The organism is Phenylobacterium montanum (genome assembly GCF_018135625.1).
GTDB lineage: Bacteria > Pseudomonadota > Alphaproteobacteria > Caulobacterales > Caulobacteraceae > Poindextera > Poindextera montana.
This window is the reverse complement of sequence record NZ_CP073078.1, coordinates 3,278,621-3,301,497: the sequence shown is the minus strand read 5'-3', so window position 1 is coordinate 3,301,497 and position 22,877 is coordinate 3,278,621. Positions and strand designations below refer to the sequence as shown.

General features: G+C 70.6%; 19 protein-coding genes. 10 read left to right on the top strand and 9 right to left on the bottom strand.

Annotated features, from left to right (window positions below):
* The first annotated feature begins 86 nt into the window (after positions 1 to 86).
* A complete protein-coding gene (locus KCG34_RS14770; protein ID WP_211936412.1) occupies positions 87 to 908 on the top strand; it encodes a response regulator transcription factor in 822 nt (273 codons plus the stop codon).
* A gap of 47 nt (positions 909 to 955) precedes the next feature.
* On the opposite strand, the gene rpoH is transcribed toward KCG34_RS14770, so the two are convergent.
* From rpoH to hisI, 3 genes are all read right to left on the bottom strand, one after another.
* On the bottom strand, positions 956 to 1,846 hold the full coding sequence (gene rpoH / locus KCG34_RS14765; protein ID WP_211936411.1) for an RNA polymerase sigma factor RpoH: 891 nt from the start codon (positions 1,844 to 1,846) through the stop codon (positions 956 to 958).
* 144 nt (positions 1,847 to 1,990) lie between these two features.
* The gene (locus tag KCG34_RS14760) at positions 1,991 to 3,010 is read right to left on the bottom strand and encodes an RluA family pseudouridine synthase (RefSeq protein WP_211936410.1); all 1,020 of its coding nucleotides are present in this window, start codon (positions 3,008 to 3,010) and stop codon (positions 1,991 to 1,993) included.
* A complete protein-coding gene (gene hisI, locus KCG34_RS14755) occupies positions 3,007 to 3,405 on the bottom strand; it encodes a phosphoribosyl-AMP cyclohydrolase (protein WP_211936409.1) in 399 nt (132 codons plus the stop codon). The genes KCG34_RS14760 and hisI overlap by 4 nt, the downstream gene beginning before the upstream one ends.
* A gap of 102 nt (positions 3,406 to 3,507) precedes the next feature.
* Here hisI and cysS point away from each other — a divergent pair, with 102 nt between their 5' ends.
* The 6 genes from cysS to KCG34_RS26060 all read left to right on the top strand — a co-directional run bounded on the left by cysS (position 3,508) and on the right by KCG34_RS26060 (position 15,121).
* Positions 3,508 to 4,887, top strand: coding sequence for a cysteine--tRNA ligase (cysS, locus tag KCG34_RS14750; RefSeq protein WP_211936408.1), 1,380 nt, complete (start codon positions 3,508 to 3,510; stop codon positions 4,885 to 4,887).
* A gap of 101 nt (positions 4,888 to 4,988) precedes the next feature.
* Positions 4,989 to 5,453 (top strand): SRPBCC domain-containing protein, encoded by a 465-nt coding sequence (locus tag KCG34_RS14745; RefSeq protein ID WP_211936407.1) that lies wholly within the window; start codon positions 4,989 to 4,991, stop codon positions 5,451 to 5,453.
* The gene (locus KCG34_RS14740) at positions 5,450 to 5,911 is read left to right on the top strand and encodes an iron-sulfur cluster assembly scaffold protein (RefSeq protein ID WP_211936406.1); all 462 of its coding nucleotides are present in this window, start codon (positions 5,450 to 5,452) and stop codon (positions 5,909 to 5,911) included. Before KCG34_RS14745 ends, KCG34_RS14740 begins: the two co-directional genes overlap by 4 nt.
* A gap of 58 nt (positions 5,912 to 5,969) precedes the next feature.
* A complete protein-coding gene (gene yidD / locus KCG34_RS14735) occupies positions 5,970 to 6,224 on the top strand; it encodes a membrane protein insertion efficiency factor YidD (RefSeq protein WP_211936405.1) in 255 nt (84 codons plus the stop codon).
* Positions 6,221 to 8,146: a threonine--tRNA ligase gene (gene thrS / locus KCG34_RS14730; RefSeq protein WP_211936404.1), complete on the top strand. Its 1,926-nt coding sequence runs from the start codon at positions 6,221 to 6,223 to the stop codon at positions 8,144 to 8,146. The genes yidD and thrS overlap by 4 nt, the downstream gene beginning before the upstream one ends.
* Before the next feature lie 522 nt (positions 8,147 to 8,668).
* Positions 8,669 to 15,121 carry a beta strand repeat-containing protein gene (locus KCG34_RS26060; RefSeq protein WP_211936403.1) on the top strand — a complete coding sequence of 2,151 codons (6,453 nt, stop codon included), beginning with the start codon at positions 8,669 to 8,671 and terminating at the stop codon, positions 15,119 to 15,121.
* A gap of 32 nt (positions 15,122 to 15,153) precedes the next feature.
* Here KCG34_RS26060 and KCG34_RS14720 read toward each other — a convergent pair whose 3' ends face one another.
* The 3 genes from KCG34_RS14720 to KCG34_RS14710 all read right to left on the bottom strand — a co-directional run bounded on the left by KCG34_RS14720 (position 15,154) and on the right by KCG34_RS14710 (position 18,711).
* Entirely contained in the window at positions 15,154 to 15,978 is an 825-nt protein-coding gene (locus KCG34_RS14720; RefSeq protein WP_211936402.1) for a CDP-diacylglycerol diphosphatase, read from the bottom strand.
* Between the two features lie 78 nt (positions 15,979 to 16,056).
* On the bottom strand, positions 16,057 to 16,959 hold the full coding sequence (locus KCG34_RS14715; protein WP_211936401.1) for a hydroxymethylglutaryl-CoA lyase: 903 nt from the start codon (positions 16,957 to 16,959) through the stop codon (positions 16,057 to 16,059).
* A 3-nt stretch (positions 16,960 to 16,962) separates the two neighbouring features.
* Positions 16,963 to 18,711 carry an ArnT family glycosyltransferase gene (locus KCG34_RS14710; RefSeq protein ID WP_249138031.1) on the bottom strand — a complete coding sequence of 583 codons (1,749 nt, stop codon included), beginning with the start codon at positions 18,709 to 18,711 and terminating at the stop codon, positions 16,963 to 16,965.
* 117 nt (positions 18,712 to 18,828) lie between these two features.
* Between KCG34_RS14710 and KCG34_RS14705 the strand changes: the two genes are divergently transcribed.
* Positions 18,829 to 19,548: a glycosyltransferase family 2 protein gene (locus KCG34_RS14705; RefSeq protein WP_211936400.1), complete on the top strand. Its 720-nt coding sequence runs from the start codon at positions 18,829 to 18,831 to the stop codon at positions 19,546 to 19,548.
* Positions 19,549 to 19,558: 10 nt separating this feature from the next.
* On the opposite strand, the gene KCG34_RS14700 is transcribed toward KCG34_RS14705, so the two are convergent.
* The 3 genes from KCG34_RS14700 to KCG34_RS14690 all read right to left on the bottom strand — a co-directional run bounded on the left by KCG34_RS14700 (position 19,559) and on the right by KCG34_RS14690 (position 21,710).
* Positions 19,559 to 20,308, bottom strand: a complete 750-nt coding sequence (locus KCG34_RS14700; RefSeq protein WP_211936399.1) for a hypothetical protein — start codon at positions 20,306 to 20,308, stop codon at positions 19,559 to 19,561.
* Positions 20,309 to 20,401: 93 nt separating this feature from the next.
* Entirely contained in the window at positions 20,402 to 21,403 is a 1,002-nt protein-coding gene (locus KCG34_RS14695) for an SRPBCC domain-containing protein (RefSeq protein WP_211936398.1), read from the bottom strand.
* Between the two features lies 1 nt (position 21,404).
* Positions 21,405 to 21,710 (bottom strand): ArsR/SmtB family transcription factor, encoded by a 306-nt coding sequence (locus KCG34_RS14690; protein WP_211936397.1) that lies wholly within the window; start codon positions 21,708 to 21,710, stop codon positions 21,405 to 21,407.
* A 134-nt stretch (positions 21,711 to 21,844) separates the two neighbouring features.
* Here KCG34_RS14690 and KCG34_RS14685 point away from each other — a divergent pair, with 134 nt between their 5' ends.
* Together KCG34_RS14685 and KCG34_RS14680 are read left to right on the top strand one after the other, a co-directional pair.
* Positions 21,845 to 22,252 (top strand): hypothetical protein, encoded by a 408-nt coding sequence (locus tag KCG34_RS14685; RefSeq protein WP_211936396.1) that lies wholly within the window; start codon positions 21,845 to 21,847, stop codon positions 22,250 to 22,252.
* 311 nt (positions 22,253 to 22,563) lie between these two features.
* Positions 22,564 to 22,872, top strand: coding sequence for a DNA-binding protein (locus KCG34_RS14680; protein ID WP_211936395.1), 309 nt, complete (start codon positions 22,564 to 22,566; stop codon positions 22,870 to 22,872).
* Positions 22,873 to 22,877 lie beyond the last annotated feature (5 nt).

Genomic DNA, 22,877 nt, shown 5'->3' with positions numbered 1-22,877 from the left:
AATGCGGGTCGGTGAGGGCGCGTCAAGCGCTTGTTTACCAGGCTTGTGGGAGCTTTAGGCGCTCTACGCCCCTCCTGAGTCCACCCATGTCCAACCCCGATCCCAGAGCCCAGCGGCTGATCGCATCGCATCTGCAAAGGGTGCTGATTGTCGATCCGAATGCTGCGCCGGCGCGGCTGCTGGGCGATCTGCTGAAACAGCTCGGGGCCAAGTACGTTCATGTGGAGGCGACCCACAAGGGCGCCATGGAGGCCTGCCCGGCGATCCAACCGCAGATGATCTTCACCGAACTGACCGGCCCGGCGCTGGATGGCCTGGCCTTCGTGCGCGAGCTGCGCGACAGCGGCCTGGCCTGCCGCAAGGTCCCGATCACGGTGGTGACGGCGGACGCCACGGCCCAGACCATCACCGCCTCGCGCGACGCCGGCGTGCACGAGTTCCTGCGCAAGCCCTTCACCATCAAGGACCTGACCCGCCGGGTCGAGGCGGTGACGCTTAAGCCGCGGCCGTGGGTAGAGGCGGTGCGCTATATCGGCCCGGACCGCCGCCGCTTCAATTCCGGCGACTACCAGGGTCCGCGCAAGCGCAAGTCGGACAGCGAGGCGCCGACCATCGCCGACCGCATCACCCAGGCGCTGAAGATCCTGCGCGCGGCGATCGACGCTATCGACACCAACCCGGCCCAGGCCTTGCGCTCGATGATGGCCCAGGTGGCCGACCTGCAGGCCGTGGCTGCCGAGACCAACGACATCCGCCTGGCCGAGGCGGCCCTCGCCCTGCAGTCGACCCTGCGCACGGCCGCAGCCAGCGGCAAGCTCACTCGCGCCGAGCTGGAGAACGGCGCCTTGGGGCTGTGGGGTTTCAAGTCCCAGGACGAGGCCAAGGGGCCGGCGAAGTCGGCCGCCTAGCGCGCGCCGACCTGCCTTCAGCCTTGTCCTGAGGCGCTATCGAGGCCTCAGGCCGCGTCCAGGTTCCGTTCCGTGGCCGCGGCGCGCATGGCCTTCTGCAGCTTTTCGAAGGCGCGGACCTCGATCTGGCGCACCCGCTCGCGGCTGACGCCGTATTCCGAGGCCAGGTCTTCCAGGGTGGTCGGCTCGTCCTTCAGCCGGCGCTCGGTCAGGATGTGCCGCTCGCGGTCGGTCAGCTCGGTCATCGCCTCTTCGAGCAACGACATGCGGATCGACTTCTCCTCGTCCTCCGCCAGCTGGGTCTCCTGGCTGACGGCGGTGTCGTCGGCGAGCCAATCCTGCCACTCGCTCTCGCCGTCTGCGCGCAGGGGCGCGTTCAGCGAAGCGTCGGGGCCGGACAGCCGCCGGTTCATCGACACCACTTCCTCGTCCAGCACGCCCAGGCGGGTGGCGATGTGGCTGACCTGTTCGGGGCGCAGATCCCCTTCCTCGAAGGCCGAGATCTCGCTCTTGGCCTTGCGCAGGTTGAAGAACAGCTTCTTCTGGGCGGCGGTGGTGCCCATCTTCACCAGCGACCACGAGCGCAGGATATATTCCTGGATCGAGGCCCTGATCCACCACATGGCGTAGGTGGCCAGGCGGAAGCCCTTGTCAGGCTCGAACTTCTTCACGGCCTGCATCAGGCCGACATTGCCCTCGGAGATAACCTCGCCGATCGGCAGGCCGTAGCCGCGATAGCCCATGGCGATCTTTGCCACCAGGCGCAGGTGCGAGGTGACCAGGCGGTGAGCCGCCTCGGGATCCTCATGCTCCTTCCAGCGCTTGGCGAGCATGAACTCTTCGTCCTTGGCCAGCATCGGGAACTTGCGGATTTCGGTCAGGTAGCGCGACAGGCCGCCTTCCGGCGACATGACAGCAAGGGCTTGAGCTGAAGCCATGACGAACATCCCCTCGGGAGCAGCAAAGCGGCGCGCACACGAGCGCGTCCCCCGCCCCCATCTGATACGCAGCACTAGATAGTGCGGATGAGGGCCGGTTTAAGACCATCAACGGCCGAAACAATGTCCGAGTTTTGCGCTCGGTTATAATTTTTCTGCAAGGGCGGCGGTAAGCCGTTGCAAATCCTCAGGAAGTTTCGTTTCGAAACGCATCCACTTTTTTGTGATCGGGTGGTGAAAGCCGAGCACGGCGGCGTGCAGGGCCTGGCGGGAAAGGCCCGCCTCGGCCATCGCTTCGCGCACCGCTGCGGCCGGCGGACCGGAGCCGTAGAGCGGGTCCCCCAGGCAGGGGGCGCCCAGCGAGGCCAGGTGGACGCGGATCTGGTGGGTGCGGCCGGTCTCCAGGCGGCAGGCGACCCTGGCGGCCAAGGGCTTTTCGGCGGGGCCCCAGGCCTGTTCGGTCTTGTAGTGGGTGATCGCCTCGCGCCCGCCGGACCGCAGCACCGCCATCTTCTTGCGGTCGTGGGGCGAGCGGCCGATGCGGGTTGCGATATCGCCTGACCGAGGATGCGGCGCGCCGCGGGTCAGGGCGATGTACAGGCGCTCGATATCGTGGCCGGCGAACAGGGCCGAAAGGCCGGCATGGGCCGCGTCGGTCTTGGCCGCGACCATCACGCCCGAGGTGTCCTTGTCCAGCCGGTGCACGATGCCGGGCCGCGCCACCCCGCCGACGCCGGAGAGGCTGTCGCCGCAGTGATGCAGCAGGGCGTTGACCAGGGTTGCGGTTTCCGACCCGGGCGCGGGATGGGCCGCCATGCCGGCCGGCTTGTCGACCACGATCAGGTGGGCGTCTTCGTAGAGAACGCTCAGCGGGATGGCTTCGGGTTCGGGTTCGGCCGGCGTCGGCGGGGGGACGACCAGTCGGTAGAGGCCGGCCTGGGCCTTGCGGCTAGCGTCGGTCAGGACCAGGCCGGCGAAACTCAGGGCGCCGTCCGCGATCAGGGCCTGTAGCCGGGCGCGGGATATGTCGTGCAGATGGGCGGCCAGGGTCTTGTCCAGCCGGGCGCCGGCCTCTTCCGGCGGCAGCTCGACCAGGATCGCCTCGCCCGCCGGCGGGGTTTCGAGATCGTCGCCGTCCTCCAGTTCGACCGGCTCGTCGGTCACGGGCGCTCCACCAGGACCCCGTCCTCGACGACGCGGTAGAAGCAGGCGCGGAAGCCGACGTGGCAGGCGCCGCCATCGCCCTGGGGCAGGACTTTCAAGAGCACCGCGTCCTGGTCGCAGTCGACCCGCACCTCGGTCACCGTCTGCACCTGCCCACTGGTCTCGCCCTTCTTCCACAGGGCGTTTCGCGAGCGGCTGAAATAGTGCGCCTCGCGGGTGTCCAGGGTCAGCTTCAGCGCCTCTGCGTTCATCCAGGCCAGCATCAGTATCTCGCCGGTCTCGGCATGCTGGGCGACGGCGGCGATCAGGCCGTTGGCGTCGAAGCGCGGGGCCAGCACAGCGCCGCGTTCCAACTCGTCGGGCGTCGCGGCGGTGGGGAAGGTCGCTTGCGTCATGTCCGCCTTGACGCGCGCTTGGGCCGGGCTGTCAAGCCGGACAGTGGCTTCCGGCGACACACGCGGCTATATCAGCCGCCTTCGAAAGGCCCGAGACATCCCATGACCCTCGTCATCCACGACACCCTGAGCGGCGAAAAGCGCGCCTTTGCGCCCCGCGATCCTGGCCGGGTGACGATGTATGTCTGCGGCCCCACGGTCTACAATTACGCCCACATCGGCAACGCCCGCCCGGTCGTGGTGTTCGACACCCTGTTCCGGCTCCTGCGCCACCTCTACGGCGAGCGCGCGGTGGTCTATGCGCGCAACATCACCGACGTGGACGACAAGATAAACCAGGCCGCTATCGACCGCGGCGTGCCGATCTCGGTGATAACCGACGAATACACCGCCGCCTTCCATGGCGACATGGACGCCCTCGGCGCGCTCAGGCCCACCCTCGAGCCCCGCGCCACGGCGCATATCGAAGCCATGCTCGAGCTGGTCGGCCGGCTGATCCGCAACAACGCCGCCTACGCCGCCGAAGGGCACGTGCTGTTCGACACCCAGGCGTTCAGCGACTACGGCGCCCTTTCGGGCCGCAGCCTGGACGATATGATCGCCGGCGCCCGAGTCGAGGTCGCGCCCTACAAGCGCCACCCGGCCGACTTCGTCCTGTGGAAGCCGTCCAAGCCGGGCGAGACGGTCTGGGAGTCGCCATGGGGGCCGGGCCGGCCGGGCTGGCATCTGGAATGCTCGGCCATGGTGGAGAAGAACCTCGGCCTGCCGATCGACATTCACGGCGGCGGCCACGACCTGATATTTCCTCACCACGAAAACGAGATCGCCCAGTCGCGCTGCGCCGACCATGCGCCGGTGATGGCCGAGTATTGGATGCACAACGGCTTTCTGACCATGGACGCCGAGAAGATGTCCAAGTCGCTGGGCAATGTGCTCCTGGTGCATGACCTCGTGGAGCAGGTCCCTGGCGAGGCGATCCGCTGGGCGCTGCTGGCCGCCCACTATCGCGCGCCGCTGGACTGGACCGGCGATCTGCTCCTGCAGTCGCGAAAGTCGCTGGACCGTCTCTACGGCGCCCTGCGCCGCGCCGCCGATGTCGAGGCTCCGCCGGGCGGGCCGCCGTCGGCGGTGATCGAGGCCCTGTGCGACGATCTCAACACGCCCAAGGCGGTCGCCGAGCTGTTCGCCATGGCCAAGGTTCTGGAAACCGCCGGGGATTACGCCGGCCGCGCCCAGGCCAAGGCCGACCTTTTGGCCGCCGGCCGGCTGATGGGCTTTTTGCAGGCCGACCCCGACGCCTGGTTCGAGGGCGGCTCGGACGAGGCCTTCAAGGCCAAGGTCGAGGCCCTGCTCGCTGCCCGCATCGAGGCGAGACAAGCCAAGGACTGGGCGACCGCCGACCGCATCCGTGACGAACTGACCGCGCTCAAGGTGGTGGTGATGGACGGCCCGCACGGCGCGACCTGGAGAATGGCGGAGTAGGGCGAAGGGCTTAACTCCGCCCCGTTTCGTTCTATATGAAACCTTTCGGCGGTTTCGCGCGAACTAGCCTCACGCAATCCGCCCAGCCGCAGTCGAAGCCCATGGCCGTCAAGATCGAACACCGCATCGGCATCGCCGCTCCAGCCAACATCATCTGGGAGGTGATGTTCGACGTATCGGCGTGGACCCAATGGAGCGCGATCTACGCCGAGGCCACGGGCGAGGTGCGTTTCGGCGGAAGCCTCGCCCTGACCCTGGCCCTGCCGGACCATCCGCCGCGGCCGGTCAAGGCGACGATCCTGGACTGGACGCCGGACGAGGCTATCCATTGGAAGACCAAGGGCTTTCTGATGGAGACCACGCGCTATCTGGAGATCGAAAAGCTGGCCGAGACCGGCTGCCTGTTCTCCAACGGCGAAATCTTCTCCGGTTTTGGCACGCGCTACCTGAGCCGCTCGCGCCTGCGCGACCTGCGCGAGGGCTACGGCGCGCTCGGCGAAGGCCTGAAGGCCCGCGCCGAGGCGCTGTGGCGGGCGCGGGCCGACGAGCCTGCCCTGGCCCTATGATCGACGACCTCTATTCCGCGAAGATCCTGGGGCTGGCCGCAAACCTGCCGCACGCCGGCCGGCTCGAGGCGCCCGACGCCTCCTCGACCAAGGTCTCCAAGCTCTGCGGCTCGACCATCACCGTCGATCTGACGGTCAGGGACGGGGTGGTGGCCGACTTCGCCCAGGATGTTCGCGCCTGCGCCCTCGGCCAGGCGGCGGCGGCGGTGCTGGGCGAGCACGTCCTGGGCGCCACGCCGCAGGAGATCGAGGTGGCCCGGGACGCGCTTCGTGCTATGCTGAAAGCGGACGGCCCGCCTCCCGAGGGCCGCTTTTCGGAGCTCTCCGTGCTGGCGCCGGTCAAGGATTATCCCGCCCGTCATACCTCGACGCTGCTGGCGTTCGAGGCCGCGGCGGAGGCTGCGCGCACGGCCGTGGACTCCCACGCGTCGCGAACTAGCCGCGCCGGCGCGGCTTGATCGGCCCTTTTCGCGGATGCGATAAGCCAGCCGAACCGCCGTTCGCAGGCCCGCCGGCATGACCCTCTACGAACGCACCGTCAGGGGCGCCCACCGCGCCTACAAGCTGACGCTATCGCTCCTGATCGGGCGCCACTGCCGCTTCACCCCGACCTGTTCGGACTATGCGGCCGAGGCCCTGATCGTTCACGGACCCTGGCGGGGCGGATATCTCGCCACCAGGCGTCTGTGCCGTTGCAATCCCTGGGGTGGATCAGGCTATGACCCTGTGCCCCGGCGCGCCCCGAAACGGGGCTGGACGTGTGAGACATGATCGAACTGAAATTCCCCAACGGCGACAGCCGCCCCTTCGAAGACGGCGTCACGGGCCGAGACGTGGCCGCCTCGATCTCCAAGTCGCTGGAGAAGAAGGCCCTCCTGATCAAGCTCGACGGCGAGCTGCGCGACCTCGATCGCCCGATCGAGCGCAATGGCGCCATCGAGATCGTGACCCGCGACGCGCCCGAGGCTCTGGACGTGATCCGCCACGACACGGCCCACGTGCTGGCCGAGGCGGTGCAAGAGCTGTTCCCCGGCACCCAGGTGACCATCGGCCCCAATGTCGAGGACGGTTTCTACTACGACTTCGCCCGCGACGAGCCGTTCTCGCTCGACGATCTGGCCAAGATCGAGCAGCGGATGAAGGAGATCGTCGACCGCGACGAGAAGATCACGCGCGAGGTCGTGGACCGCGATCAGGCCATCGCCGATTTCCTGAAGATCGGCGAGGCCTACAAGGCCGAGATCATCGGCGGCATCCCGGCCGGGGAGGCGGTGACCGTCTATCATCAGGGCGCCTGGAAGGACCTCTGCCGCGGGCCGCACCTGCCGTCCACCAAGCACGTCGGCAAGGCGTTCAAGCTGACCAAGCTGGCCGGCGCCTACTGGCGCGGCGACCAGAACAACGCCCAGCTGCAGCGCATCTACGGCACGGCCTGGGCCAGTGACGCCGACCTCGAAGCCTATCTGAAGCGCGTGGAAGAGGCCGAGCGCCGCGACCACCGCAAGATCGGGCGGGCCATGGACCTCTTCCACCTGCAGGAAGAGGGCAAGGGCATGGTGTTCTGGCACCCCAAGGGCTGGACCCTGTTCCGCACGCTGGAGGGCTATATCCGCCGGCGGCTTGACGACGACGGCTATGTCGAGGTCAAGGCGCCGCAGATCCTGGATCGCGGCCTTTGGGAGCGCTCCGGCCACTGGGAGAAGTTCGGCCACGCCATGTTCGTCTGCGAGACGGCCGAGGAGGAGATCCTGGCGGTCAAGCCGATGAACTGCCCCGGCCATGTGCAGATCTTCAATGTCGGCCAGAAGTCCTATCGCGACCTCCCGCTGCGCATGGCCGAGTTCGGCGCCTGCCACCGCTATGAGCCGTCGGGCGCCCTGCACGGCATCATGCGCCTCAGAGCCTTCACTCAGGACGACGCGCACATCTTCTGCCGCGAGGATCAGATCGAGGAAGAGACGACCAAGTTCGTCAAGCTGCTCTACTCGGTCTATGCCGACCTGGACGTGGAACTGCATGCGGTCAAGCTGGCCCTGCGACCCGACCTGCGCGCCGGCTCGGACGAGGTCTGGGACATCGCCGAGGCCAAGCTGGAAAGCGCCGCCAGGGCCGCCGGCATGGAGGTGGAGCATCTGCCCGGCGAAGGCGCCTTCTACGGCCCCAAGCTGGAGTTCCACCTGCGCGACGCCATCGGCCGCACCTGGCAGTGCGGTACGCTGCAGCTCGACTTCGTGCTGCCCGAGCGGCTGGACGCGTCCTACATCGAGGCCGACGGCTCCAAGCAGCGGCCGGTGATGCTGCACCGCGCCCTGTTCGGCTCGGTGGAGCGGTTCCTCGGCATCGTGATCGAGAACTATGCCGGCCACTTCCCGCTCTGGCTCGCGCCCACCCAGATCGTGGTGGCGACGATCACCTCCGACGCCGACGACTTCGCCCGGGCCGCGGCCGCGAAGCTGAAGGAGGCGGGGCTGAGGGTCGAGACGGACCTGCGCAACGAGAAGATCAACTACAAGATCCGAGAGCATTCCCTGGCCAAGGCCCCGATCATCGCCGTGGTCGGCCGAAGAGAGGCGGAGGAGGGCAAGCTCGCCCTGCGCCGCTTGGGTTCGGAGGGGCAACAGATCCTGACCCTCGACGAGGCCATCGCCGTCTTGACCGACGAAGCCCTGCCGCCGGACCTGAGGCGGGGTTGACCCGTGCGGCCCTTCCCCTGGCGAGGGGGAAGGGCCTGCCTGGCGCAAGGGCTCAGCTCTATGCGCGCCTCCGAACCGGCTACACTGCTTTCATATCCTGAGCGTTTGGGCCGGCTCGGCCCCAAAAGGACGGGGTCGGACCTCGCGCGCCAGCGGACACAATGCCGTGAAACCTCCGCCGGCGCCTCTGCCTCGCATTCGAAATAGCATCGTTATTTCATAAACTTGTTCAGGATTAAACAAGCTCTACTGAGCTTATTCGAATCCCTTAGCAAGACCTAACTGCAGTTGCCCGTAGCCTCGGCCCGAACGTAGATTGCACGCGATCCGTATAGGTGGGGCGCGCGCAAATTCGTGACTTTCCGAATGCTGTGTGGACGCGCGCACTCTCGTGTCGATTATGTGACGTCTTTGGTCATCTGCGCTTCGACGCTTCGTTAGGTCTTGCGTTTTCGCTATCCGCACACCGGCGCCCAAGCCAGGCGCCGGCGGCTTGTCTCGTCCAATCCAAGGGGGCCTGCCATGTCCACTGTCTCGGTCACCGGCGCCAACGGAACCAACGGTGTCAACGGCTCTTCGCCCGGCCAGTCCGGGACCTCCGGCGGGCCCGGCAATTCGGCTACGGCGACCAACACCGCCTCGCCGGATACGGCCAATGCGGCCAACGCCTATGGCGGGAGCGGCGGCGTGGGCGGCAACGGCGCCGCGGGGCCCAGCAGCGGCGGGGTCTATACCGGCGCGGGCGGCAATGGCGGGAACGGCGGCGCAGGCGGGGCGGCGAGCGCGACCACCACCACCACGGCCACCGCTTCGTCCACGAGCGCCAACGCCATGGCCGCGGGCGGCGGCGGCGGCGGGGGCGGCGCCTACGGCCTCGGCTCGCCGAATGGCCAGGGCGGCAGCGGCGGTGCGGGGGCCAACGGAACCGCCACGGCCAGCGACACCAACACCGGCGGCACGGCGGGGGCGACCGCAGTCGCCTACGGCGGCGTCGGCGGCTACGGCCAGGGCCCCGGCTCCCAGGGCGCGGCCGGCGGCATGGCGAGCGCCGCGGCCAGCGTCAAGGCCAGCGGCAGCGGCGGCAGCGCGGTCGCCGCCAGCCAATATTCTGGATCCGGCGGCTACGGCTACAACACAGCCAGCGGCGGGGCCGGGGGTGAAAGCCACCAGACCAACGCGGTCACCGGCCAGACCAACGGCGGGACCCTGGGCCTGTCGCAGCTGTCGGACGGGGGCGGCGGGGGCGGTAGCGCTGGCGGCGCCGCGGGCGCCGGGGGGCTCGCCTATTCCAATCTCACCTTTGACGACACCGCCAACACCACCCAAAGCACGACCATCAATGTCACCACCGCCAGCAATGGCGGCAACGGGGGGGCCGGCGGCGCTGGCGCGGCGGGCGGCTCGGCTTCGACCACCAACACCCTGACCGGCGGGGCGGGCGCCGGGCTCAGCGCCACCGCCAGCGCGGCGGGCGGCTCGGGCGGCGCCAGCTCGAACACCGGGGCGGTCGGGGGCGCCGGCGCGGCGGCGGCGGCCAACGACTATGTCACCACCGGCAAGGCGGCGAGCAGCGCAGCTACGGCCACCGGCGGAAATGGCGGCGGAGCGGCGGCGGCCGCGAACGGCGGGGCTGGCGCAAACGCCTCCTCGAACGCCAGCGCGACGGGCCTCATCGCAGCCGCCAGCGGGACATCCTATGGCGGCGTCGGCGGCGCCGGGAATGGCGCCGGCCATGCGGGCGGCGCCGGCGGCGCGGCCGCGACCTCCGCCGTCGCCATCGCCAGCGGCTCTGGCAACGCCGTCGCCACGGCCCGGGAATCCGGCGGGTCGGGCGGCGCGGGCGCTGCGGGCGCCAATGGCGGCGCCGGGGCCTCGGTCAACATGAACAGCGACGCCCTGGGCGAGACCAATGGCGGCAACCTCTATGAATATCAGTATGCGACCGGCGGGAACGGCGGCGCCTCTGCGGGCGGCGCGGCGGCGGCCGGCGGCTCGGCGACCAACCTGCTGAATTTCGACGACACGGCCAACACGACCAAGAGCGCCCTGCTCTACGGCCTGCTGACCGCCAATGGCGGCGCCGGCGGCCAGGGAACCAGCGGCTCGCCCGGCGGCGCGGGCGGGGCGGCCAGCTCGACCGCCACCTTGACCGGCGCGGGCCAGGTCGACGGCTATGCCTATGCGACCGGCGGCGACGGCGGCTCCGACACCTCGGGCGGCAATGGCGCGGCGGGCGGCGGGGCGACGGCGGCGACCACCGGAACGGGGATCAACGTCGTCCTGGTGGCTCAGGCCCAGGGCGGGGCCGGCGGCGCCGGGGGCGGCGGCGGTCACAGCGGGGCCGCCGGCGGCGCAGCCTCGGCCTCGGCCAAGGGAACCTCCAGCGGCTCGGGGACCACCAACCTGCAGCTCGGCGCGGCGGGGGGCGCCGGCGGCTACGGCTATGCCGGCGCCAATGGCGGCGCCGGCGCCTCGGTCGCCCTGACCAATGCGGTCTCCGGCTCCACCAACGCCGGCGGCCTGCTGATGACCCAGTCGGCGACCGGCGGGGCCGGTGGCGGCAGCGCCTCGGCCACAGCCGGGGCGGCCGGGGCGGCCACCTCGACCCTGACCTTCGACGACACCGCCAATCCGCACGCCAGCGCGGCCCTGACGATCAACACCTACGCCACGGGCGGGCTCGGCGGGTCGGGCGCCAGCGGAACGGCAGGCGGCGCGGCGACCAGCAACGCCACGATCAAGGGTGTGGGGAGCATCGGTTCCACGGCCAGCGCCAGCGGTGGGACGGGCGGCGCGGGCCTGGCCGGCGGGACCGGCGGCGCGGGCGGAAACGCCTCCGCCAAGGACGCGCTTTCCGGCGGCACAGCCGAGGGCTCCAGCGCCGGGGCGGTGGGCGGGGCTGGCGGCTCGGTCGGCTCCGGCGGCTCGGGTGGAGCCGGCGGGGGCGGCAGCGCCAGCGCCAGCGCCAGCGGCTCCGGCGCCCAGACGGCGACGGCCAACGGTGTCGGCGGAGCCGGCGGCGTCGGCGACGGGGCCGGCAAGACCGGCGGCGCGGGCGGCAGCGCCAACGCCAGCGCCAATGCGACCACCAGCGGCACCGGCAACGCCCAGGCCACCGCCACCCGCACCGGCGGGGCCGGCGGGGCCGGCAACGATACGGCGAACGGCGGCGCAGGCGCCGGCAGCAGCCTGACCAATGCCGTGGGCGGCTCGACCAATGGCGGCGGTCTCTACCTGACCCAGACCGCCAACGCCGGCGCGGGCGGCGCCAGCTATGGCGGAACCGCCGGCGCGGCAGGCGCGGCGACCTCGGCCCTGACCTTCGACGACACCGCCAACACCAACAAGAGCGCAACCCTGTGGGCCAGCGTCAACGCCCAGGGCGGGGCCGGCGGCTTCGGCGGCAGCGGCGCGTCCGGCGCGGCGGGCGGCAACGCCTTCGCCAACCTGACCCTGACCGGCGCCCATGCCGTGACCAGTTCCGCCGTCGCCAACGCCGGTGACGGCGGCGGGTCCAACGCAGCCAGCGGCGGGGCGGGCGGCTCGGCTTTTTCCAGCGCCAAGGGCGCCGGCGCACAGGTCACGGCGACCGACTACGCCTATGGCGGCAATGGCGGCTATGCGACGGGCTCGGGCAAGACCGCCGGCGCGGGCGGCGGCGCCAGCGCGTCCGCCACCGCGACCTCCAGCGGCAGCGGCGCCAACTACGCCACGGCTACCGAATACGGCGGCAATGGCGGCGCGGGGGCCTCGGGCGCGACCGGCGGCGCCGGGGCGGCTGTGTCGCTGAGCAACGCCGTCGGTGGGATGACCAGCAACGGCAGCCTGTATCTCTCCGAGACCGCCTATGCCGGCAATGGCGGCGCCAGCGCCAGCGCCGGCGGCGTGGCCGGGCTGGGCGGCAGCGCCTTTTCCGGCCTGACCTTCGACGATACGGCCAGCGCCACCACGAGCGCGCTGCTGCAGGTCGCTCTGACCGCCAACGCCGGCGCCGGCGGCGCCGGGACCAGCGGCGCCAGCGGCGGCGTCGCCAGCGCGACCAACACCCTGACCGGCGCCGGCCATGTGGTGGGCAGCGCCGCCGCCACCGGCGGCGCCGGCGGGGCCGGCCAGTCGGGCAATGGGGCCTTGGCCGGCGGCGGCGAGGGCCGCGACTACATCCTGGGCGGGACTCTCGTCTCCAGCACCGCAGCAGGGACGGGCGGCGGCGGCGGCGCCGGCGCCACGAGCGGCGGCAACGGCGGGGGCGGCGGCTACGGCTTCGCCTCCGGCACTGGCAAGGGAAGCTCCACGGTGACGACGATCGCGGTCGGCCGCGGCGGCGCGGGCGGAGCGGGCTATGGCGCCGGCCATGCGGCGGGCTATGGCGGCGGCGGCGGGGCGGCGGCCCTGGCCTATTCCACGGGCGGCAGCGCGACAGCCGAGGCCACCCGCTACGGCGGGAATGGCGGCGTCGGCTACAGCGGGGCCAACGGCGGCGCGGCGGGCGGCAGCTATCTGACCAACGCCGTATCCGGCTACAGCAACGCCGGGACCCTGACCCTGTACCAGAACGCCCAGGCGGGCGACGGCGGCGCCAGCTATGGCGGGACCGCAGCGGCCGGGGGACAGGCGGCTTCCAGCCTCACCTTCGACGACACCCCCAACTTCTATCGCGCGGCCGGCATCGTCGCCGACAGCTACGCATCGGGCGGCCTTGGCGGCGCGGGCGCCAGCAGCTCCAGCGGCGCGGCCGGCGGCGCGGCCAATGCGAGCGCCACGGTCACCGGCGCCAACATCTATATCGACGACGAGGCGGTCGGCGGCGCGGGCGGTTCGGCCAATGGCGCCGGCTTCACCGGCGGGGCCGGCGGGACGGCCTCGGCCAAGGCCGTGGCCAAGTCCAGCGGCTCAGGCTCCACCACGGTCTATGCCTACCAGACCGGCGGGGCCGGCGGGGTGGGCGTGAGCAACGCCGCGGGCGGGGCCGGCGCGGCCAGCTCGATCACCAACGGCGCCACGGGTTACACCAACGGCGGCGTGCTCAGCCTCAACCAGCGAGCCGTCGGCGGGGCTGGCGGCGCCAGCACCGGCGGCGGGGGCGGCGCGGCGGGGGGCGCGATCTCGGCCCTGACCTTGGACGACACCGCCAATCCGACCCAGAGCGCGACCATTTCGGTGACCAACAACGCCTATGGCGGCGCCGGGGCGACCGGGGCGACAACCTCGGCCGGCGGAGCGGCATCGGCGACCAGCGCCATCACCGGGACCAAGGCGGTGACTGTGGCGATGACGGCCCAGGGCGGCGTCGGGGGCTCCGGCCCGGCTGGGGTCGACGGCTCGGCGGGGGGCGCCGCCACCACCAAGGACACCATCCTCGGCGGCACGACGGTGTCCGGCAACGCCTATGCCTATGGCGGGGCGGGCGGCAATGGCGGGACCACCGCCAACGGTGGCGCCGGCGGCTCCGGCACGGCCCAGGTCGACCTCACCGGGGTCACCGCCAACGCCTATGCCTGGGCCCAAGGCGGCAATGGCGGCAATGCGTCCGGCAGCGGCAAGACCGCCGGCGCCGGCGGCGGCGCCACGGCCACGGCCGGGGCCCACGCCTCGGGCTCGGGCGCCAGCTACGCCACCCTCTACCGCTATGGCGGCAACGGCGGGGTGGGGGTGAACGGCGCCAATGGCGGCGCCGGCGCCTACGCCTATGAGCTGAACAACGTCACCGGCCAGACCAACGGCGGAACCTTGACCCTGACGCAGGACGCCTATGCCGGCAATGGCGGGGCCAGCACGGGCGGCACGGCCGGAGCCGGCGGGACCTCGACCTCGAACGAGACCTTCGACGACACCGCGCACGCCACGACCAGCACGGCCCTCGTGGTCAACGACCTGGCCTATGGCGGGAACGGCGGCGCCGGGCACAGCGGCTCCAGCGGGGCCGCCGGCGGGTCGGGCGCGGCCAATGTCAGCATCACGGGCGTCGGCAGCGTCAACGTGCTGACCAACGTCGCCGGCGGTGCGGGCGGGACGGCGGATTCGCCCGGCGTCGCCGGTGCGGGTGGCGCAGCCTCGGCCAGCACCACGATCACCGCGGGGACGTCGGCCAACGCCACCTCGACCGCCACCGGCGGGACCGGATCCAGCGCCGGCGCGGCCTCGGCTGTCACCCAGGCCAGCGGGACCAGCGGCGCGGTGGCCGCCAACGCCTCGACCGCGGATGTGGCCGGCCACCTGATCACCACGGTCGCCGCCCACGCCTCGGCGATCGTGAGCGGCGCCTCGACCGCCCAGGCCAGCGCGGCCATCGGCGGCGGCGCGCCCAGCTTCACGGCGGGAAACCAGTCGGTGGCGGTGGAGGCGGGCGCGCCGAACAGCGCCTCGACCACGGCGGTGCTTTCGGCCAATTCGAACATCAGCACGGCCTTCGGGGCTTCGCCGGTGTTCTTCGCCCTGGCCGAGCTCGGCGGCGCCCATTCGGCCAGCGGCGTCACCGCCCAGACGGTGACCAGCGAGATCGACTTCACCGCCGATCTCACCCAGCTGGCGGCGCGGCACGACCTGATCGTGGGCCTCTACAACGGCTCCGGCTCGGGCTCGGGCTTTTCCAGCGCGACCCTGGACCTCTATGCCGACGGCACGGACATCGTGCACCAGACCTTCGCCACCCTCTCCTCGCTGGTGACCTATTTCACCAACCACGCCATCGACCTGGGATCTCTGGCCAGCGGCGGGCTCAGCGGAAACACCCTGACGTTCAAGGCGGTGCTCAGCCTGACCGAGACCTCGTCCGGCTCCAGCTTCGACGGGGGGCTGATCATCGGCGATCCGCCGCCCTCGGGCGCGAGCCATGCCGGCGGCTCAGCGAGTTCGAGGACCACGCTGTTCAGCCAGTACGCGGCCGCAGGCTTGGGGCGTCCGGCCGGTGAGACCGAAGCGATCGCCTTCCGCGGCGCCGAACCGGCCCATGGCTGGGTCTTGGCGCCCGCGGCCTGACGCCGCCTGGCCTAGCTTTCCTGCCGGGAGGCTCAGACCCCGCCGGGGCCCGACAGCACGTGGCAGCGGTGATCCAGCAACTCCTCGGCGACGGCCTCGTGGGCGTCGTCCGAGCGGTCGGCCAGCAACACGAAGCCGGGCGTCCCGTCGCGGCGCGTGGCGGGGATCAGGGCGATCGACATGCGGCCCATGTCGGCCCGGGCCTTGGGGTCCGCGTGGGCCACCAGTTTGAACGGATCGGCCGCGCCAGGGTCGCTGCCGGCGATCCAGCGCACGCGATAGGTCGCGCCGTTTTCCCAGACCCTCAAGGTGGTCCAGTGCGGGCCGAGGCTGTCCAGCTTGCCGGCCAGGGCCTTCTGGGCCTGCACGCTCACGCAGTCGATGTGGATATGCAGCTGGTTCTGGGTGCGGCCGGCATAGGAATTGACCGCCATGCCGATGGCGTCGCGCGGCACGGGATGGCCGATGTCCTTTTCCACTAGGCTGCGATTGGCCCAGGCCGCCTGCCAATAATTTGGCGAGCCCGGCGCCAGCAGGGCGGGGCTCTCGATGCCGGTGACCCGGGCGGTGGGCAGCAGCAGGTACTGGCTGTGTCGCTCGACGTCCTTCAGCACCGCATAGCCGCCGCGCAGGTCGACCTTGGCGCAGGGGGCCGGATCGCCGCTCAGCCGCACGTCGCGGGTGCAAAGGTCGTGGACGACATGCCAGAGGGCGTTGGGGTGCGCCGCCTCGGCCCCGTTGATCATGTGCTTGATCCCGCCCAGGTGCATGGCGCGCGCCGGCCCGGCCGCGCACAGGGCGAGGCCCGCGAGCAACACAAGGACGGACGGCCAACGGGGCCGGTTCAGGTCGAGCACATTGACGCTCCGGATGGGAAGTCGGGGCCTATGCCCGCAGATCATGGCGCAGGTGGGGCGATTCCGGTTAATCAGGTTTTACGATTGCGGCGGGAACACCCCAGCGCGGGTCAGGGCCGAGGGGGCGTCCTTGCCCAGGCGCTCGCCGATCCACTTGCCGGTCTGGATCAGGCCGCCGAGGTCAAGGCCGGTCTCGAAGCCGGCGCGGCTCAGCATGTAGACCAGGTCCTCGGTGGCGATGTTGCCGGTGGCCGCGGGGGCGAAGGGGCAGCCGCCGATGCCGCCGCAGCTGGCGTCCAGCACGTCCACGCCCGCCTCGACGCTGGCATAGGCGTTGGCCAGGCCGGTGTTGCGGGTGTTGTGGAAGTGCATGCGGATCCTGGCGTCCGGCGCGACCTTGCGCACCGCCTCGATGCGCCGGCGCACGGTCCAGGGGTCGGCCACGCCGATGGTGTCGCCCAGGGCGATCTCGCCTATGCCGCAGGCGGCGGCCTCGAAGGCGATGGCGGCCACCTGCTCCTCGCTGACCTCGCCGTCGAACGGGCAGCCGAAGGCCACAGAGATGGTCAGGGACAGCTCGGGCCCGCCGCCATGCTGGCGCAGGGCGGCGATCTCGGCCATGGCCGCCACCTGGTCCTTCACCGGCGCACCCTGGTTACGGACGCCGAACCCGTCCGAGGCGCAGACCACGACATTGGCCTCGTCGCAGCGGCTCTCCACCGCCCGGTCCCAGCCGCGGCGATTGAGCACCAGGCCGATACGGCGTGTGTCGCTCGTGGGCAGGGCGGCCATCACCTCCTCGGCTCCGGCCATCTGCGGCACGCGGCGCGGATTGACGAACGAGACCGCCTCGACCCGCTTGATCCCGCAGGCCTCCAGCCGGTTGATGAACTCGACCTTCTCCTCGACCTCCAGCGGCCGGGCCTCGTTCTGCAGCCCGTCGCGCGGGCCGACCTCGACGATCTCGATGAAGCGGCTCATGACTCAGTTCGAACCCTTGCTGTCGTCCGCCGCGGGCGGGGCGGCCGGCGGCGCAGGGGGCGGGGCCAGCGGCGTCGCGGGCGGCGGACTGTCGGAGCGATAGAGGATGACGGTATCGCTCTTGCCGTTGGAATAGTCGAACCCCTTGGTCTGGGCGACCGGGCTGGCCTTCAGACGGTCGGCGGCCAGCTCCTCGATGAAGCCCTGTTCGGCGCGCTTTTCCACGACCACGGGGCGGCCTTCGGAAATGGCCTCGGCTCCGTCGCCGGCGTCGCCCAGTTCGGTCTCGGTGCCCAGGGCGAAGACCAGGCTGGGCTCGGCGTAGCCGACCACCGTGACCGGGCCTGGGGTGAGGCCCTCGCGCGGGTTCATGTGCGCCTGGTCGAGCATGGCGGCGATGCGCTGCGACAGCCAGAACGGCCCGGCCTGGGCCAGGACTCCGGCGGCCAGGGCGGCGTGGGCGGACAGGCCCAGGACACCGGCCGCGGCCAGCAATCCCCAGCGGCGTGCGGGCCTCAGCAGCACGGCTGCGCCGGCGACGGCGGCCCCGATCGCCAGGATCGCCACGATCAGGGTCCAGGGCAGGGTCGCGCCCGACCCGAAACGGCTCTGCAGATAACCGGCGCCGCCCGCCAGCAACAGGCCGGCGAACAGGCTGAGGCCCAGGCCGATCCAGCGGCTCGGGCCGGCGATGGTCCGGTCCAGGGCGGCGACCGCCAGCCAGGCCAGGGCGCCATAGGTCGGCAGGGTGTAGTGCGGCAGCTTGGTCGGGGTCAGCTCGAACACCAGCCAGGCGGGGATCAGCCAGCAGAGGGCGAAGCGCACCGCCGGCTCCTTGCGCGCATGCCAGCCGCCCAGCAGCGTGGCGGGCAAGAGCGCGGTGAAGGGGAAGGTCAAGAGCAGGGCGAACAGGGCGTGATAGCCGAAGAAGGCGCCGTGTCCCTCCTGGCCGCCGCGCAGCTTGGGGGCCACGTCGCCGCCGATGGCGCGGCCCCAGAAGGCGCCGTCGGTCTTGACGCTGATCGCCACCGCCCACGGCCCGGCCACCGCCAGAACCAGGATCAGGCCCCAGGCCCAGGACATCCGCCGGGCCCAGGGCGCACGGCGATCCACCGCCCACAGCGACAGGCCCGTGAGCAGCGCCACCATCGGCCCGATCGGCCCCTTGTCGATCACGGCCACGGCCATGCCGGCCCAGAAGAGGAGCCGCGTACGCCAGCCGGTGGAGACGCCCGGGGTCCCTTGCGATTCAGCGTAGATCCGCCCCAGGGCCGCCAGGGCAAGGGTGGTCGAGCCGCACAGAACCGCGTCGGTCTTGGCCAGGCCCCCCTCGGTGGCCAGGATGAAGCACGCGCCCAGGATGCCGCCGGCCGCAAAGCCTCGCGCCGAGCCGAACCAGGCGGCGGCGCCCCAGGCGCAGGCCGCCGCCGCCAGCATGGCGCCCAGCAGTGAGGGGATACGGTAGAAAAAGATCTGCCGCGCCTCGGCCGAGGACAAGACGCCGACGCTGGCCGCCTGCAGCCAGTGGATGCCGACCGGCTTCTTGTCGCGCGGGGCGTCCTGGTAGCGGATGTCGACGAAGTCGCCGGTCTCCAGCATCTGGGCGGTGGCCTGGGCGAAGCGGGCCTCGTCCCGGTCCATGGTCGGCAGGGCCAGGGCGCCCGGCAGGGCCGCCGCCAGGGCCACCAGCGCCGCGAGCAGTGGGCCCTGCCAACCGCGGGTCCAGGCGTCTAGTCGGGCGGCGTCGAACATCGGTGGTCTGATTTCCCTTGACTCAGGCTTTGACCTTCAGCCCGGTCGATACGATATCCCGCAGCCAAGGTCACCGGCGTTCGCGCTGGAAGCCTGCTGAACAAGACGACGAGGCCGATGCTCCCTGAATTTTCCGTAGTCGTGCCGGTGTTCAACGAAGAGGGCGCCGCCGAGACCCTGGCGCAGGAGATCGCCGCCGCCTTCGCTGGCGAAGCGGTCGAGATTCTGTTCGTCGATGACGCCTCCACCGACGCCACCCGCCTGCGGCTGACCGCGCTGAAAGAGCACCTGCCGGCATTGCGCGTCATCACTCACGCCAGGAACGCCGGCCAGAGCCGCGCCGTCCGCAGCGGGGTGATGGCCGCTGCGGCGCCGATCGTGATCACCCTGGACGGCGACGGCCAGAACGACCCGGCCGACGCCCCGCGCCTGGCCCGCCGCCTGCGCGAAGGCCCGCCGAACTTGGCCATGATCGGCGGCCTGCGCGTGGCCCGCCAGGACAGCCTGGCCAAGAAATGGGCCTCCAGATTCGGCAATGGCGTGCGCGACCTGCTGCTGAAGGACGGTGCGGCCGACACCGGCTGCGGGCTGAAGGCCTTCCGCCGCGAGGCCTATCTGCGCCTGCCCTTCTTCGACCACCAGCACCGCTTCCTGCCCGCCCTGTTCCTGCGCGAGGGCTACATCCTCGACTTCGAGCCGGTCGGCCACCGCCCCCGCACCACCGGCGCCTCGAAATACACCAACCTCGGCCGCCTTTTCGCGTCGTTGCCGGACCTGTTCGGCGTGATGTGGCTGAACTCACGCGCGAGAAACCCGGGGGCGGCGGAGGAGGTCTAAGGGGCCGGCGTCAGTGCCGCGTTGTTCGCCGGACGATATCGTCCAGCGTTTTCAGAGCCGATTGCACGGACAAACGGTCAAAGTCTTCGACCATCTCAAGGCTAGCTTCGATGCTGGCTCGGACAGGCTCGCTCAGCAGCCAGTTAATGACGATCTCGCGCGTTGCCTCGCTGACGTAGCTCCAATAGCCGAGTTCCTCGTCCAGTCGGCTGAGCAACCCGGAAGCGTCTTGGACGAGAAGCGCCAACTGTAGGCCAGGTTCGGGCGGAGGTGGCGTTAGCCAATCCGATATCGCCGCCTGAACATCCAGCCCGAGAACAGCGAGACCGCAGAACCATGAGGCCGCATCGCCTCCATCTTCAGGATTGAGTTGGCGCGCCCAAGACCAAGATGCTTGGAATACGCTCTCTACCGCCTCCTGCTCCTCCTGCGGCCAGGCCCGCCAACTGGCCATCTCGAGTCGTTGGGCGATGATTGTCGGCTCGGTTCCCATCCAGACATTGTTCATCACCGCCTGCTCAAGGATCCGGGGCAGGAAGTGTTTGTAGTCAAGCACGGTCCCCACTGTGGTCATCGCCCAGCCGGCATAGGGACCAATCTGCTCGCCAGCCAGATGTCGGAGTGGCGCCGCGCTCAGGCTCGCCAGAATAGCCTTGGGGTCACGCGTCGGCGCCGCTTCCAGCTCAATCGGCGGGGGATAGGAAGCGAACGCGGCATAGGCGTTGTCCAACGCCAGCGCCAAGCTTCGGTTCGGCTTCATCGGCCTTTCCTCGGTTCCGGGCCGAAACAAGTGCTCTCTCAAGCTTCACTGTTCAAGCGCCGCTGCCTGGTGACGCTCGGAAAAACCAGTCCACTAAAGCGTCATCCCATACGCCGCCCGCAGCACCTCCCACCGCGCCCGGTCGAAGCGGCTGGCCACGCCCTCCGCCGCGTCGTCCAGGCAGTCCAGGTGCCAGTGCCAGCCGGAGGCGAAGTCGGCCATCTCGCCGCCGGCTTTCAGGGTGTGCAGCAGCACCAGGCGGCAACCCTCGCCGTCCGGCTCCAGGGTCACCCGCACCAGGGAGTCGCCGCCGGCCTGGGCTTCGGTCCAGGTGTATTCGAAGGCCCTGGGCGGGTCCCAGGCGGTGACAGCGCCCTCCATCACGTGGTCGAAGTCATGGAAGGCCAGGCGATAGCAGCCGCCGACGCGGGGCTCGACGATCGCCTCGGCCTGCATCCAGCGGGCTATGCCTTCGGGCGTGGTCAGGGCCTCCCAGACGGCTTGCGCCGGCCGGCGGATGCGCCGCTCGAAGCGCAGGGCGGGAAGGCCGCCAACCTCGAGCCTGCGCCCGTCGCGGGTCGCCTCGGGCGGCAAGGCGGCGGCGTAGGTGTCGCGCAGGCGCCGCCAATCGTCCATGCCGGCCGGGAGAACCGCGCCCGGCTCCTCCAGCGCCACGGCCAGCTGTTCCAGGATCGAGGTCCAGCCCGCGGCGGTGCGCGGGGCGTCATCGACCTGGCCGAAGCGGTGGGTCAGGGTAAGGCGACAGCCGTCCCCGTCCGGCTCCACGGCCCAGCGGATCACCGTGCCCGGGGCGACATTCTCGAACCAGCTGTGCTCCAGGACGTGCGGCGGCTCCAAGCGCAGCACCTTGCCCCGGCTCTCGAGATCCGAGTTCAGGAATCGATAGGAGAAGTCGGCGCCCCGCTTGAGCGGCGCATCGCCCGACAGCCACTCGACCCCCATCCACGCGGCCAGGCGTTGGGGCGTGGTCAGGGCGGCCCAGACCTTGTCCACCGGCTGGCGCAGGTGGCGCACCAGCTCGAACTCGGCCGCGCCGTCCCGGCGGCGAAAGGCGGATGGCAAGGGCATGACCATATCAGCACTCCTGGTCCAGATGGCGTTCGAGGGCGTCGAGCTTGTCGCTCCAGAACGGGCGATAGAGGGAGAGCCAGGCGTCCAACTCGGCCAGGGGCTCTGGCTGCAGCCGATAGAGCCGGCGCTGGGCGTCCTTGCGCACGGCCACCAGCCCTGCAAGTCGCAGGCTCTTCAAGTGCTTGGACGCGGCCGGCTGATTGATGCCCAAGGCCCGCTCGATCTCGCCCGCCGACCGCTCGCCGCCGGCCAGCATCTCCACCACCTTCAGGCGGGTCGGGTCGGCGAGGGCGGTGAGGACAGCGAGCATGGCGTCTTATATGCCCAATTGGCAATATTCCGGCAAGAGAATATTCAAAGCCGCCCCGCGGTTCCGACTCGGCGAGTTTTGCCTATCGGCGCGAATGGCCTTACCTCTGGCCGCGGCGCCGAACCGGAGGGGAAATGTTCGCAGCCCTGCCGCTGATGATCCTGCCTGTGCTGGCCTACAACCTGATGGCCATGGCGATGGGCGGCCTGCATGCGCGCGATATCGCCCAAAGGCTGGCGGGCGAGATCGTGGGCGTACCGATGGCCTCGCGGGTCGACTGGCCGCTGAACCTTGGCGACCTTTTCGTGGCCGGGGCGCTGGTGGTGCTGTTCGTCGAGCTTTTGAAATCGGCCGCGAGCCGGCACATGGCGGTGATCAACCACTCGCTGTCGATCGTGCTGTTCATCGGCTGCCTGGTCGAGTTTCTGATCTTCCCGGCCTTCGCCACCTCGACCTTCTTCCTGATCACCTTGATGGTGTTCCTGGACGTGCTGGCCGGCTTCCTGATCACCCTGGCGGCCGAGCGCCGCGGCGACGGCTAGATCAGGACGATCTTTGAAATCCGCTCTTCCCGGCGAATGCCGGGACCCAGATCATAGTTCGGCGTAATTTGGAAAAGGCCCTCCTGGTCGTCATCGCCGCTTCGGCGCCATACGATCTGGATCCCGGCATTCGCCGGGCAGAGCGGTGTTGGGAGTTGTTCGGCCGCTTCAGATCAGGACCGAGAGCAGGATCGCCACCACCAGGACGTCGAAGGAGCGGAAGGCGATGGCGGACATGAGCATTGACCCTGGCGGGAGCGGCGTTGCTCATGGTTAAGCAAGACTTGCGCCAGTTCGGGGGTTGAGCGGCGGTGGCCCTGTTTTTCGACATCGAATGGTTCGACGCCCGGCTGGCCGACCGCGGCCTGACCCGCGCCGCCCTGGCCGCCGCCGCGCGGATCAGCGAGCCGGACCTGGCCCTGGCGTTCAAGGACCAGCGCGAACTCAGCGCCGCCGAGGTCGCCGCCTTCGCCGAGCTTCTGGGCGAGCCGGCCGGCGAGGTGGCCACCCGCGCCGGGGTCTCGACCCGTGCGCCGGGTCAGAGCGCGCTGGAGAAGCGGCTGGCCGCGATCGAGGCCCGCCTGGCCGCGATCGAGGCGCGGCTGGCGAGCGAAGGGTGAGACAG